Origin of the sequence: Burkholderia sp. AU31624 (assembly GCF_020420065.1) — a bacterium.
Classification (GTDB): Bacteria; Pseudomonadota; Gammaproteobacteria; order Burkholderiales; family Burkholderiaceae; genus Burkholderia.
The window spans coordinates 464924-477533 of the sequence record NZ_JAIZRT010000001.1 but is presented as its reverse complement, the minus strand read 5'-3'; the positions used below and the strand labels follow the sequence as shown (position 1 = coordinate 477533).

16 protein-coding genes are annotated in these 12610 nt (G+C 64.4%); 7 read left to right on the top strand and 9 right to left on the bottom strand.

Annotation, left to right across the window (positions count from 1 at the left end):
* Positions 1 to 185 precede the first annotated feature (185 nt).
* A complete protein-coding gene (locus LGM89_RS02255; RefSeq protein ID WP_226272151.1) occupies positions 186 to 689 on the bottom strand; it encodes a nuclear transport factor 2 family protein in 504 nt (167 codons plus the stop codon).
* Between the two features lie 329 nt (positions 690 to 1018).
* On the opposite strand from LGM89_RS02255, the gene LGM89_RS02250 reads away from it, so the two are divergent.
* Positions 1019 to 1405 carry a winged helix-turn-helix transcriptional regulator gene (locus tag LGM89_RS02250; RefSeq protein WP_089496622.1) on the top strand — a complete coding sequence of 129 codons (387 nt, stop codon included), beginning with the start codon at positions 1019 to 1021 and terminating at the stop codon, positions 1403 to 1405.
* Positions 1406 to 1896: 491 nt separating this feature from the next.
* Here LGM89_RS02250 and LGM89_RS02245 read toward each other — a convergent pair whose 3' ends face one another.
* A complete protein-coding gene (locus tag LGM89_RS02245; RefSeq protein ID WP_226272150.1) occupies positions 1897 to 2271 on the bottom strand; it encodes a YXWGXW repeat-containing protein in 375 nt (124 codons plus the stop codon).
* Positions 2272 to 2859: 588 nt separating this feature from the next.
* On the opposite strand from LGM89_RS02245, the gene LGM89_RS02240 reads away from it, so the two are divergent.
* Complete coding sequence (locus LGM89_RS02240; protein ID WP_089442094.1) at positions 2860 to 3978, top strand: porin; 1119 nt, start codon at positions 2860 to 2862, stop codon at positions 3976 to 3978.
* A gap of 176 nt (positions 3979 to 4154) precedes the next feature.
* Here the strand turns inward: LGM89_RS02240 and LGM89_RS02235 are convergent, their stop codons facing one another.
* Positions 4155 to 4553 carry a GreA/GreB family elongation factor gene (locus LGM89_RS02235; protein ID WP_089496624.1) on the bottom strand — a complete coding sequence of 133 codons (399 nt, stop codon included), beginning with the start codon at positions 4551 to 4553 and terminating at the stop codon, positions 4155 to 4157.
* A 513-nt stretch (positions 4554 to 5066) separates the two neighbouring features.
* Between LGM89_RS02235 and LGM89_RS02230 the strand changes: the two genes are divergently transcribed.
* A complete protein-coding gene (locus tag LGM89_RS02230; RefSeq protein WP_089496625.1) occupies positions 5067 to 5396 on the top strand; it encodes a DUF4148 domain-containing protein in 330 nt (109 codons plus the stop codon).
* A gap of 153 nt (positions 5397 to 5549) precedes the next feature.
* Here LGM89_RS02230 and LGM89_RS02225 read toward each other — a convergent pair whose 3' ends face one another.
* A complete protein-coding gene (locus tag LGM89_RS02225) occupies positions 5550 to 6011 on the bottom strand; it encodes a CBS domain-containing protein (RefSeq protein ID WP_069252006.1) in 462 nt (153 codons plus the stop codon).
* 177 nt (positions 6012 to 6188) lie between these two features.
* On the opposite strand from LGM89_RS02225, the gene ribA reads away from it, so the two are divergent.
* Both ribA and LGM89_RS02215 read left to right on the top strand, forming a co-directional pair.
* Positions 6189 to 6839 (top strand): GTP cyclohydrolase II, encoded by a 651-nt coding sequence (gene ribA, locus LGM89_RS02220; RefSeq protein WP_069260282.1) that lies wholly within the window; start codon positions 6189 to 6191, stop codon positions 6837 to 6839.
* Between the two features lie 148 nt (positions 6840 to 6987).
* The gene (locus tag LGM89_RS02215) at positions 6988 to 7554 is read left to right on the top strand and encodes a GNAT family N-acetyltransferase (protein WP_226272149.1); all 567 of its coding nucleotides are present in this window, start codon (positions 6988 to 6990) and stop codon (positions 7552 to 7554) included.
* Positions 7555 to 7575: 21 nt separating this feature from the next.
* Here LGM89_RS02215 and LGM89_RS02210 read toward each other — a convergent pair whose 3' ends face one another.
* Positions 7576 to 7962, bottom strand: coding sequence for a VOC family protein (locus tag LGM89_RS02210; protein ID WP_089427154.1), 387 nt, complete (start codon positions 7960 to 7962; stop codon positions 7576 to 7578).
* 298 nt (positions 7963 to 8260) lie between these two features.
* On the opposite strand from LGM89_RS02210, the gene LGM89_RS02205 reads away from it, so the two are divergent.
* Positions 8261 to 8476, top strand: a complete 216-nt coding sequence (locus tag LGM89_RS02205; RefSeq protein ID WP_226272148.1) for a hypothetical protein — start codon at positions 8261 to 8263, stop codon at positions 8474 to 8476.
* A gap of 247 nt (positions 8477 to 8723) precedes the next feature.
* Here LGM89_RS02205 and LGM89_RS02200 read toward each other — a convergent pair whose 3' ends face one another.
* The 3 genes from LGM89_RS02200 to LGM89_RS02190 form a co-directional block, all read right to left on the bottom strand.
* Positions 8724 to 9488, bottom strand: coding sequence for a hypothetical protein (locus tag LGM89_RS02200; protein WP_179254884.1), 765 nt, complete (start codon positions 9486 to 9488; stop codon positions 8724 to 8726).
* Between the two features lie 51 nt (positions 9489 to 9539).
* On the bottom strand, positions 9540 to 10148 hold the full coding sequence (locus LGM89_RS02195) for an acyl-homoserine-lactone synthase (protein WP_027789397.1): 609 nt from the start codon (positions 10146 to 10148) through the stop codon (positions 9540 to 9542).
* Between the two features lie 214 nt (positions 10149 to 10362).
* Entirely contained in the window at positions 10363 to 10806 is a 444-nt protein-coding gene (locus LGM89_RS02190) for a DUF4902 domain-containing protein (protein ID WP_089432911.1), read from the bottom strand.
* Positions 10807 to 10878: 72 nt separating this feature from the next.
* On the opposite strand from LGM89_RS02190, the gene LGM89_RS02185 reads away from it, so the two are divergent.
* Positions 10879 to 11598 carry an autoinducer binding domain-containing protein gene (locus LGM89_RS02185; protein WP_226272147.1) on the top strand — a complete coding sequence of 240 codons (720 nt, stop codon included), beginning with the start codon at positions 10879 to 10881 and terminating at the stop codon, positions 11596 to 11598.
* 46 nt (positions 11599 to 11644) lie between these two features.
* On the opposite strand, the gene LGM89_RS02180 is transcribed toward LGM89_RS02185, so the two are convergent.
* Entirely contained in the window at positions 11645 to 12352 is a 708-nt protein-coding gene (locus LGM89_RS02180; RefSeq protein WP_174911619.1) for an MgtC/SapB family protein, read from the bottom strand.
* Positions 12353 to 12610: the final 258 nt, after the last annotated feature.

Sequence of the window (12610 nt, the reverse complement as noted above, 5' to 3'; positions counted from 1 at the left end):
TGCCATGGCGCGCCGGCGGCGCGGCGGCTGGCGGTGCGGTCATGCGGGACGGAGGCCGGCGCGGCGGCGAAGCTCGATTGTAGGGGAGTTCGCCGCCGCGGGGCATGCGCGCTTGCCCGGTGGGCGGCCGATCGTCCTTAGACGGGGGTTGCGCATCGTGGCGCACCACGTGCCGGCCGCGCGCGTCAGAACATCGTGTTCGCGTTCGCGGACTTTTCCGGTACCGGCTGGATCACGTCCCAGTGTTCGACGATCTTGCCGTCCTTGACGCGGAAGATGTCGACGACCGCTTCGCCGCGGTCGCCCGGACGCTCGGTCGCATACACGTGCAGGTAGACGAGGTCGCCGTCGGTTGCGCTGCGCACGATGCGCGCGCGCGATGCCGGGTTCTTCTGGAACGCGCCGACGAAGTACGACACGAATGGCTTCTTGCCGTCCGGCACGTGCGGGTTGTGCTGCTTGTAGTCGTCCGCGACGACGGCGGCGGCTTCGACGGCTTCGTGCTTGTTGAAGAAGCGGTCGTAGAACGTCAGCACGAGCTGGCGGTTGGCTTCCTCGGCGGCCAGGTCGCGCGTGGCCGGGCCGGCGGCCAGGTCGCGCGTGGCCGGGCCGGCGGCCAGCGCGGCCGTCGACGCGGCCAGCAGGACGAGCGCGGCAACGGCGCGAACGGGGGAGCGGAGCGATGACATGTAGCGGGTTCCTTGTCTGATGAAGCGTGGGTGGGTGCGCGAAGAGCGACCGCGGGTCGAGCCTGCCGCGGCGATCAGCGGGCGGCGGCGCATGGTTGCGGATGCACGCGCCTTGTCGCCGCGAGGGGTTTTCCGCCCGGCCCGTATCGTGACGACACGGGCCGGTAACGGCCGCGCGCCGTCGTCATGCTTCGTTGAACTGGCGAATCCGCGCGGCTGTCGGGGCGATCGAATGGTACAGTTGCCGCGAACCCGTCACAAGAAGTCAGCGCGGTGTGAACAGGTCACACCGCGCTGACCCTGCGTTGCCCGTGAAAGAGAATCCAGTCATGCCGTTCCCGCCCGCCGACGAATCCGTCGAACTCGATCAGCCATGCCCGATTCGCGATGTGCTCGACCGCATCGGCGACCAGTGGAGCCTGCTCGTGCTCGAAGCGTTGTCCAGCGGGACGATGCGTTTCAACGAACTCGGCCGTACGATCGGCGATGTGTCGAACCAGATGCTGTCGCGCACGCTCAAGCGGCTCGAGCAGGACGGCTTCGTCAGTCGCACGCTGTACGCCGAAGTGCCGCCGCGTGTCGAATATGCGCTGACCGACCTCGGGCGTTCGTTCCTGACGCCGATGCAGGCGATGATCCGGTGGGCCGACGAACATCATCGCGCGATCTGCGTTGCGCGACGTCGTGCGCGGGAAATGGAAGGGGGCGGGCGCTGAGCGGGGGCTTGCGCCGCCTTGTCGCTGGGCGTTGTGCTGCGTTCGGGGGCGATGCGACGAGGCGTGGCGTAGTTGCCGGTGCATCGCCATTGCATGAGTTCGTTATCCAAATGATTTCGTCGGTTTGATCAAGGGCGCCGGATGCTGCAGTGCGTTCCATTCGTCCCGTATGCGGCAATGCGCTGGCGATGCTCCGTTTAACAAGGGCAGGTACGGGGCGATCGAGACGGCGGTCTTTCTGTGCATCGCGCACGAAGAGTGCGGCAGGGTCCGGTCGAGGCGGGATGGTGCGCCGTAGACCGGCGAGCACGTCGATGGTCGAGGTTGCGTGACCGGAAGCATCTCCCCGGTTTGCGCGCCGGCATTGGGCCAGGGGGCAGGATTCGTCGGGGCGCCTGCCGGGCATCATGATGTTGATATCGGGGCAGAACGGCACGGGTTCTCGCGCCGTCCGCCCCGAGCCTGCTACTGGCCGGGCGCCCGGTGGCTGCCTATCGCCACGTACCGTCGACGTAGATCCACACCTGTCCCTGGCGGCGCCAGTAGCCGGGCACCCACCGACGCCCGGGGCGCCGTGCGACCCAGCGCCCCGGCACCCATATATAGCGGCCACGCTGCCAGCGCCAGTAGCCGTCGGTCCATATGTAGCCGTGCGGCCGTGGCGGCGGCGGACGGCGGTCGTGCCGGGCGGCCGGCGGTGCGATGCCCGGGCGGTCCGGATAGGGCGGGCCGCCGGGCACGCGATTCGGGCCCGACGGCCGGTACACGGGCGGCGCCGGCTGGGCCGAGGCGGCGCGGAGCCAGCCGCCGGTGCCGACGAAGGTGGCAGTCAATCCGATGGCGCGCAACAACGAGCGTCGATTCATGGCGTGTCCTGTTCTGTATTCGAGGCTGCCTTACATTAGCCTGCCAGTCGGCCGGCCGGGTTACGCGAGCGGTTAACGCTGTTACCGTGTGTCACGGCAGGTGGAAGCTGGCCTTTCTATATGGATGGGTGCAGGGGATGTGACCCGCCGAACGACTGTCGTGCCCTGTTTACTGGCCGACGGATGCGTTTTAGGTGTCCGGAGCCAGAAATTCGAGATCCAGTTGGGTAGAATTTACCGATTTCGGGGTGTCGCGCCGAATCCGTTTGTTGTTTCTATGCAACCGTCAAGACGATGACATGTAAGAATGGTGCGATGAAAGGCTCCAAAAAGCCCCCGTCAAGAAGTCAAAAACAAACGTCAAAACAAATACTTATAACTCGTCCCCACTTTCATTATTTCTAGTTCTGGAAAAGCTTATTTCTTTATTTGCGGATCGCTCCCCTAGGGTACACCCCTAAACTCACGGTTCCCAAACGGGCAACTATCCGGGCGCGGCCAGCAGGATCGATGGCGCTCCCGGGCGGTTGCAGACCGTTTATGAACAAGGTCGCGAGACCTGCCTCTTTTTAGAAGGGAGCTCCACGAATGAACAAGACTCTGATCGTTGCAGCAGCTGCAGCATCGTTTGCTACCGTCGCTCACGCACAAAGCAGCGTCACGCTGTACGGCGTGCTGGACGCAGGCATCACCTACACGAGCAACGTCCAGCCGGCACTCGGCCAAGCTGGCAAGTCGCGTTGGGCGATGGGTTCGGGCATTGACCAGAGCCGTTTCGGCCTGCGTGGCTCGGAAGACCTGGGTGGCGGCCTGAAGGCAATCTTCACGTTGGAAAGCGGCTTCAACATCGGTAACGGCAAGTTCGCGAACAGCAACGGCATGTTCAACCGCCAAGCTTTCGTCGGCCTGTCGAGCCAGTACGGCACGGTCACGCTGGGTAAGCAGTATGACGCAACGCAAGACTACCTGGCGCCGCTGACGGCAACGGGCTCGTGGGGCGGCACGTACTTCGCGCACCCGCTGAACCTCGACCGTCTGAGCACGAACGGTGATGTCGCTCAGAACAACACGATCAAGTTCACGAGCGCTAACTATGCTGGCCTGCAATTCGGCGGCACGTACTCGTTCTCGAACAACACGAACTTCGGTAACAACCGTGCGTACAGCGCAGGCGTTGCATACCAGTTCCAAGGCCTGAAGCTGGCGGGTGCATACTCGCAAGCGAACCTGGGTGACGGTACGAACGCAAACGGCGCAACGTCGTCGGCAATCGGTGGCATCGCTAGCCAAGGCCGCGTCCGCACGTACGGTGCTGCTGCTGGCTACGCATTCGGCCCGGCACAAGTCGGCGCTGCATGGACGCAAGCTCGCCTCGACAACAACGCAGTTGGCGTCGGCACGCTGCGCACCGACAACTACGAAGTCAACGCAAAGTACAACCTGACGCCGGCTCTCGGCCTGGGCGCTGCTTACACGTACACGAACGCGAAGATCAACAACGGCAGCACGCACTGGAACCAGTTCGGCCTGCAAGCTGACTACGCTCTGTCGAAGCGCACGGACGTCTACGCACAAGCTGTGTACCAGCGTGCAGCGAAGAACGGCATCGGCGCGTCGATCTACAACGGCAGCAACTTCAGCGACAACCTGCCGAGCTCGTCGATCAACCAAACCGCAGCAACGGTTGGTCTGCGTCACCGCTTCTAAGCGTGACGGCGGGGTAACCCGCTACGCAGCATCGAAAAAGGCGCCTTCGGGCGCCTTTTTTTTCGTCTGCGGAATGCGATGTCGACGATTCATGTCGTCCGGATGCAAAAAAGCGAGGCCTGTGCCTCGCTTTTTTCGTTGCGCACCGCTACGGCGCGGTGCCGACGGTGGGGGGCTCAGCGCGTGTATTCGCCGTTGGCTTCGGGCTGGAACACGATCGCGGCCACCTTCATCTGTTTTTCGGCGCCGCTCGGCTGCGTCACCTTGACCATCTGGCCGCGCTGGGTGCCCAGCAGTGCCATGCCGACGGGCGAGAAGACGTTCAGGCGGCCGAGCTCGAGATTGGCGGCGTCCGGATAAACAATCGTCCAGGTGGCTTGTTCCTGGGTCGTTTCGTCGAGCAGCGTGATCTGCGAGTTCATCGTGACGACGTTCGCCTTGATGGCGTCGGGCTGGACGATGTCGGCGCGCTCAAGAAGCGTATCGAGCATCGTCTGAAAGCGCGGGTTGTGTTCGGCGTGCTTCTCGAGGCGAGCAACGTCGAGTTCGGTCAACTGGTAAAGGCGTTGTTTCATGGCAGTTCTCCAAATGATCGGCAAGGGCAGGCGTGGCGTGCCTATGGGGATCGCCCGGAGCCTGTCTGACCTGGCTCCGGGAGGAGACCGAGCCGTCAGATCAGGCGCCGGGCAGGGGCGAGCGGCGTCTGGGCCGTGCGTCGAGCGAGGGGATGCGCCGGATGACGGGCGCGCGCGCGCACGCCGGCCGGGCCGGACGGCGAAACCGAAAGGGGCGTGAGCGCGTACATGGTGGATGGAAGATCGACTGACGAATATAACCTTACGATTCTACAACACAACCTTCGGGATATGTGATTCGGCTGTCGGCATTTTGTCAGCGATTGTTGTGCGAGTGAAGCAAGTTGCCGCGATATCGTCCCGGATGTGCCAGCGATTTTTGTCAAAATCGCAACGCTGTATGTTCAAACTAAGGGTTTCCCCTCGGATGGGCGAGCACTACACTGGATTCAATCGCTTCAGACAGTCCCTGCCGAGGCGACACCAAAAGAGAACACATACCGGAGGTAAATCATGAAGTCGGTCATCTACGCAGCTATCGCCGCATCCGTCCTTGCCACCCCGATCGCATCGTTTGCACAGTCCGAGCAGGGGTTGACCCGCGACCAGGTCAAGGCCGAGCTCGTGCAACTCGAACAGAACGGCTACAAGCCGCTGGCGAGCGATTCGCAATATCCGGACAACATCCAGGCCGCTGAACAACGCATTCAACCGAACCAGCCGATGCTCGCGCAAGCCGATACGAGCGGCTACGGTGCCGTGGCGACGGGTGCGGGCCAAGCCGGCCGTCGCATGACGCGCGAAGCACCGAATCCCGTGAACTCGGTCTATTTCGGCAACTGAACGCCCCCGGGTCTGCCCGAGCGCACCGCTTAATCGACGAGACGCGCACCCGTTGTGCGCGTCATTCGCCCGCAGGAGCAGAACCTCCGTCGCCGCATTCCGGCGGCTTTCCGCCCAGACGCTCGCGCGTTTGGGCCTTTTTTGCTGGGCGGGTCAGGCGGACGTGACCGCGGGCGTGCCGTGGATATAGTGTTCGAGCTGGCTGATCGTGAACTGCTGATCGGCAATCACGCTCTTGACGAGGTCGCCGATCGAGATGAGGCCGACCAGCTTGCCGCCGTCGAGGACGGGCAGGTGGCGCATCCGGTGCTCGGTCATCAGCGCCATGCACTCGTCGGTGGATTGCGACGGTTCGACGTAGCGCACCTTCGCCGTCATGATTTCCTCGACGCGGGTGGCTTTCGACGAGCGGTCCTGCAGGACGACCTTGCGCGCGTAGTCGCGCTCGGTGACGATGCCCGCGATGTCGTCGCCGTCCACGACCAGTAGCGCGCCGATGCCTTTTTCCGCCATCAGCTTGATGGCGTCGTAGACGAGATCGCTCTTCGTGACGGTGTAGATGGTGCGGCCCGAATCCGGCTTGGCCTTGAGAAGTTGCGCGACAGTCGTACTCATTCGCTTTCTCCGTGTGCAGGTCGATGCTGGGCAGGCAGGGTGTGATGCTTGTCACCCGATGAGCCCAGTATAGCCGCGCAGGTGGCGGCAGTCGCGTGACGATTCCAGATTAGCGGTAAACTCCGGTCACGCACTATCCACACAATTCCTACATTCCTGAACGTTTCGATTGAATTCATGATGTCTTCGCGTCCCCAATCGCCCACGCCGGGCAATGGCCAGGCCGACGAGTGCGTGACGCTCGTCGCTACCGCGTCGCTGCCCACGCGTTACGGTACGTTCACGTCGTACGCTTTCCGCGTATCGGGCAGCGATGCCGAACATCTCGCGCTCGTGATGGGCGACGTCGCCGGCGAGCAGTCCGTGCTGACGCGCCTTCATTCCGAGTGCCTGACCGGCGATGTATTCGGCTCGTACCGCTGCGACTGCGGCGAGCAGCTCGATCTCGCGTTGCGTTACATCGCGGCGGAAGACCGCGGCGTGCTGCTGTATCTGCGCGGCCATGAAGGGCGCGGGATCGGCCTGAGCAACAAGATCCGTGCGTACGCACTGCAGGAGCAGGGGCGCGACACCGTCGAGGCGAACCTCGACCTCGGCCTGCCTGACGACGCCCGCGAATACGATTCGGCTGCCGCGATTCTCCGGATCCTTGGCGTGACGTCGGTGCGGCTGATGAGCAACAACCCGGCGAAGTTCGACACGCTCGCGAAGCACGGTATTCCGGTTTGCGAACGCGTGGCGCTTGCGGTGCCCGTGCGCGAGGAAAACGAGCGTTATATCCGCACGAAGCAGACGAAGTTTGGGCATTACTTCGAGGAAAACGAGTAACCGCCTCGGGCGCACCGGCGCCCGTTTCTCGTCATCTGTTCCCTGGATCGTCGCCTACAAAGGCGACGATTTTCATTTCTCCCATCCGTTCCGCTTTCAGGTTTGTGACGGCGCTCGCGTTACGTCGCCAGAACGATCCATCGCCCCTATGTCCACACCGTCGAAGATCGAAACCGAGCGTTTGACGCTGCGTCGCTGGCGGCCGACGGATGCGGGCGCGCTGTCGGCGATGCATGAGGATCCAGACGTGACCGCATGGCTCGCGCGCGGCCCGATGTCCGTTGACGAGGCGAGCGACGTCCTCGCGCGCTTCGACGCGCATTTCGATGCACACGGTTTCGGCCCGTGGGCCTTCGAGCGCCGTGCCGACGCGATGCTGATCGGGGTGTGCGGCCTGTCGCACGAAGCGCGTGCAACGCATCCGATGGCGCCGTGCGTCGAGATCATGTGGCGGCAGGCGCGTCACGCCTGGGGGTGCGGCTACGTTGCCGAAGCCGCCGCCGCCGCATTGGCCGACGGGTTCGACCGGATCGGGCTCGGCGAGATCTTCGCGTGGACGGCTGACACCAACCTGCGATCACGCCACGTGATGCAGCGGCTCGGCATGCAGCATCAGCCCGCGCGTGATTTCGACCATCCTGCGTTGCCGGACGGGCACGCGCTGCGTCGGCACGTCGTGTATGCCGCCCGTGCCGCCGGCGTGGCCGGCGCGTAACGATTCACGCGTGTTCGCCTGTCAGCGCCACGTGCCGTTCTGCAGCACGATCCGGTAGCCGTCGGCATCCTCGAAAGTCTGCCCGGATATCTCCCAGTACGGATTGAACGACGTCACCGGCATGAAGCCATGTTCCGTGGCGCGCGCGCATGCAGCTTCCCATTCCGGCCGATCGGGAAGATAGAACACGATCAGGTCTTCGGGCGTCGGTGACGGCGCGATCGGGTGGTCGGGGCAGTGCGTGAATTCGAAGTGATAGTCGAGGCCGTCGCGCCCGAGCATCACGCCGGAAAAACCGTCGTGATCTTCAAAGCGCGCAAGAACGGACAGCTCGAGAGCGTCGCGATACATGCGCTCGGTACGGGCGAGGTTGCTGACCGGGCGGGCAATGCGCAGATGGGCGTGCAAGATGGCCTCGGGGGCGAGTGGCGGGCCGGTCAATGATAAGCCGGCCGATCCGGATTGCGTGTGACGAACGGCGCGCGTTCCGGCGTGGGTCCATCGTATCGAACGATATGGGCTTCTTCCGGCCAAACGAATCGAACCGCCGAACCTCGTCTCGTGAAAGAAAAAAACATGGCGCTCCCGATCAAATGCGCGCACCCCATTGCAGCCGGTGCTTGTCAGGACAACCTTCGACGTCCTGTTTTCGCGTCAGTCTGTCGATCGATGGGCCGACGTGCCGGTCCCGGGCGAGTGCGCGTAAATGGGTAAGCCCGATCTCCGTCGGCCGGTTACCGGCCCTTATCGCCAGTCGCGATGGGCGGGCGCGTTGGAGATTGCCTTTGGATGGGTGGCCAAGGGAACGATGGTGCTGGTCGGACTCGGCATGGTCGCGCTGGCGGCCCTGACGGGCGACGTGAGTGCGCTGGTTGATCTGCCCACCACCAAAAAGGCTGGTTGTACCTGCTGCTGGTCGTGATCGGGGTGGTGGCGCTGATATTTGCGGTACACCACTACTGGCCGTGGCCGTCTGGTGTGCGCCAGGCAGGTTAGGCGGGGAGGAAGATGATCTGTCCCCGTAATTCACGCGGGCAAGAAAAAGCCCGCTACATTGAGCGGGCTGAATCCATGTTTGGAGACATGGAGGAGACAGACGTAAATTTAAGGGAAAACCCGAGGCATGGCAAGCCCTAGTTGTATCGATACAACTTCGTGTTGCATCGCACTCACATGCCGCCTGCCCGCGCGTGCGCCGCAAACGCGCTGAAACGCTCCTGCGCAACCGGTAATGCGTACTTGTCGCGCATCTCCGTCTCGATCCATGCACAGGCCTCGCGCGCGCAGTCGGTCAGCGCGTGCCGCGTCGCATGGCCATCGATGTCGTAGACGAAGCGTACGCCGACCTCGTCGTCGGCCACCTGCCGCTCGAGCTGGTTGAGCTGCAGTTGCGGCCCATGCTGTTGCGACAACGCACGGAGTTCGTCGAAGTGATATTCGAGCCAGTCGGCAAAGAACAGCGCGTCGCTGTGGCACGGCAGCCGGAAGGCCGCGCTGCGCGACGGGCGCGGCGCGGCTTCGCCGGCCGACGCATGCGGGTCGCCGTCAGTGGCGACGGACGCGTCGACGGGCGCAAGCGGCTGCTGAATCTGGCGGTAGGGCTCGCGATCACGCAACGCGTGCCACAGCAATTCGTCGCCGGCGGCGCCGGATGGCTGCATCGTCAGGTCATGCCGGCCTTCGCCGGCCGGCGCGATGTCCCGGATCACAAGGCGCAGCGAGCAGAGCGGCTCGTCCGCGACCAGCAGCGTCGCCGCGCGCGGCAGCCCGCAGACGAGCGGCGCGGCGCCGGCCGCACGGAACACGAGCCCGCGGCGGTCGAGCCGCACGAGCGGCAGCGGCCGGGGAAACGACGGGTAGGCGACCGCGATGCGGGCGCCGTTGGCGCTCGTCAACCCGGGCATCATCGCGCGAAAGACCTGAGACGGGTCCACGTTGATTCTCCTTCGTTACGATACCGCCCGGACAGAAACGCGCGTTCCGGTTCAGGCGGCGATGGCTTGCCGGGCGGCTTGCCCCGGCTCGATTCCTAGTGCGGCAAACGTTTGCGGATCGATGTCGATCCAACAGGCGACCACCAGACGTCCGTCAACCTGCTTCGGCGGGCCTGCGCGGTGCGCGTGTATGCCGATCCGGCGGAACAGCCGTTCCATGCTCGCGAACGTCACGCCGATCAACTGCCGCGCGCCAAGCTGCGCCGCGCATTCGACGACGGCTGCGAGCATCGGGCGCACGGCCCATTCGGCATTGCCCGGCCCGCCTTCGTCGTCGGTTGCCGCAAACCGGGACAACTCCCAGACGGCGGCCGATTGCGGCAGCGGCATGTCTTCGGCGATCAGGTCGGCGAACAGCGACTTCAGCAGATACGGGCGCGTCGTCGGCAGCAGGCGCGCACATCCGCACATGTCGCCGCCGGCGTTCCGCGCGAACACGTACACGGTATCGTCGCGATCGAACTGGTCGCGCTCGAAGCTTTCGTTCGCCGACGGGAGAGCCCAGCCGAGCTGCTCGACGAACACACGGCGCCGGTAGCGCCCTAGATCCGCCGCAAGTTCGTGTGGCAACCGCCCTTCCTCGTGAACGAAGGTCCGCATGGTGTCCTCGGATCTGTGCTTTTGTATGCATGCATTACATCGCGCAGCACGAGGGGGCTGTAACTGGTAACTCTTACAGGATCGCGTCGGAAAGACGCTGTTTAGGACGTGGTAACGGTTTCTTGATCAACGGGATTGAAAACCGTGGCGCTTTTGCTTATAAAGAGCGCCAGCATGGCGGAAATTGTCAGAGGAATAGAGGCGCAGCCAGTTGTCACTGGAGCGTCGGACCGGCATGATAGGCGTCGTTGTGCCCGAGCAGGGCCGACGCGACCGCGGCGGGCCAGTCGATGCACGCGAGCCGTGCGGCGAGTGCGGCGGCCGTGCGGACCATGCCGATGTCGGCGCCCGTGGCGTCGGTGACCATCACGTTGCTGCGGACGTCGCCGCCCGCGATCACGAACGCGCCCGTCGCACGTTCGAGGTACCAGTCCCAGCCGATCGTCACGTAAGCGACGCCGGCACTGGCCGGGCGGTGCCATTCGGTGTAGCCGGCGAGGCGCGCGTCGATGGCGCTGTCGCGCAATTCCTCGAGCAGCGATGCGTCGAGGCCGCTTGCGACATGGTCGAGCGCAAGCACGGCTAGTGCGCTTTCTGACAGGCGTACGTAGCCGTCCGGGGACGGGCCGGGGACCGAGTGCAGCAAAGGTGAAGTCATGCGCGGAATGTATCAGCCTCGAACGGGTCTGGAACCTGACAAGTATGACAGCGTGACGTTGTCGGAGAATGAATGGAACTGCGCTGGCAGGATGCCTATCAACAATTCAGCGCCGCGGAAGACGAGCAGCAGCTCTTCCAGCGGATCGCCGCCTATTCCAGGCGGCTTGGATTCGAATACTGCTGTTACGGCATTCGCGTCCCGCTGCCCGTATCGAAGCCCGCGGTCGCGATCTTCGATACCTATCCGGACGGCTGGATGGCGCACTACCAGGCGCAGAACTACATCGAGATCGACTCGACGGTTCGCGACGGCGCGCTCAGCACCAACATGATCGTCTGGCCGGACGTCGACCGGATCGAACCGTGCCCGCTGTGGCAGGACGCCCGTGATTTCGGGTTGTCGGTGGGCGTCGCGCAGTCGAGCTGGGCGCCCCGCGGTGCGTTCGGCCTGCTGAGCATCGCCCGCCATGCCGACCGGCTGACGCCGGCCGAGATCAACATGCTGACGTTGCAGACCAACTGGCTCGCGAACCTGTCGCATTCGCTGATGAGCCGCTTCATGGTGCCGAAGCTGGCGCCGGCGGCGGCCGTCACGCTGACCGCGCGCGAGCGCGAGGTGCTGTGCTGGACGGCCGAGGGCAAGACCGCGTGCGAAATCGGGCAGATCCTCAGCATCTCGGAGCGGACGGTCAACTTCCACGTCAACAACATCCTCGAAAAGCTGGGCGCGACGAACAAGGTCCAGGCCGTCGTCAAGGCCATCTCGGCCGGGCTGATCGAGACGCCCTGACAGGGCGTGAAGGCGGCAGCGCAATATGCAGCTGCCGCCGGGCCGCTCACTCCATCATCGGCTCCGCTTCCTTCGCGGTCCAGCTCACGCTGGAAATGCTCTTCTCCATGCTCATCCGGCTCGCGATCTGCTCGAGCTTCTGCTGATCCTTCGGATGCAGCTTCAGTGTCGCAGTCACCTTCAGCCGGTCCGGCTGGTCGGGCACGTCCTCGCTCGTGAGGCTCTGGAACGACAGCGGCTTCGCATACATCGCGTTCGACAGCAGCGTGCGGATGTGCACTTCGTCGGAGGCCAGGCAGATCACGGTGATCTGGTATTCGCGCACGAGATCGGCGTTCGATACCGGCGTCGCGTTGATCGCCTGGCTGACGCTGCGCAACAGCGTATTGGTAAGCAGCACGACGCCGGTGCCGGCGAGCGCCGGCACGTAATGACCGGAACCGGACAGCACGCCGACGGCGGCCGAGCACCACAGCGTCGCGGCGGTGTTGATGCCCTGGATCGAGCCCTTGTCGCGCATGATCACGCCGCCGCCGAGGAAGCCGACGCCCGACACGACGTAGGCGGCGATCTGCGTGACGCCCGCGACACCGTTGCCGGTCAGCACGCCGAGCGTGACGAACAGGCACGCGCCGCTCGCGACGAGCGTGATCGTGCGCAGGCCGGCCGTGCGCTGGCGCATCTGGCGCTCGATGCCGATGGCGACGCCGCAGGCGAACGCGGTGAAAAGACGGAGTGCGAAATCGAAAGTCATGGTTGTCCTGCCGTGCAAGGAGCGCGTGCCGTTTCGCGTCGCGGCGGCGCAAGGCCGAGGGCGACACGAAGATAGCCGTCATCGCGCGGTACTGTACCGCGCGAATGCGTCATTCAGTGTGAAACGGGTGGCGTGCGGCTCGCGGAACGCGAGCCGGGCAGGAGAACTGCGTCGGACAGGCGTTCAGGCGGCAAGCGGCGCACGCAACGGAGTGCTGCAACTGTCCACGATGGTTCCTGAAGGAAGAATGGGCGGCAT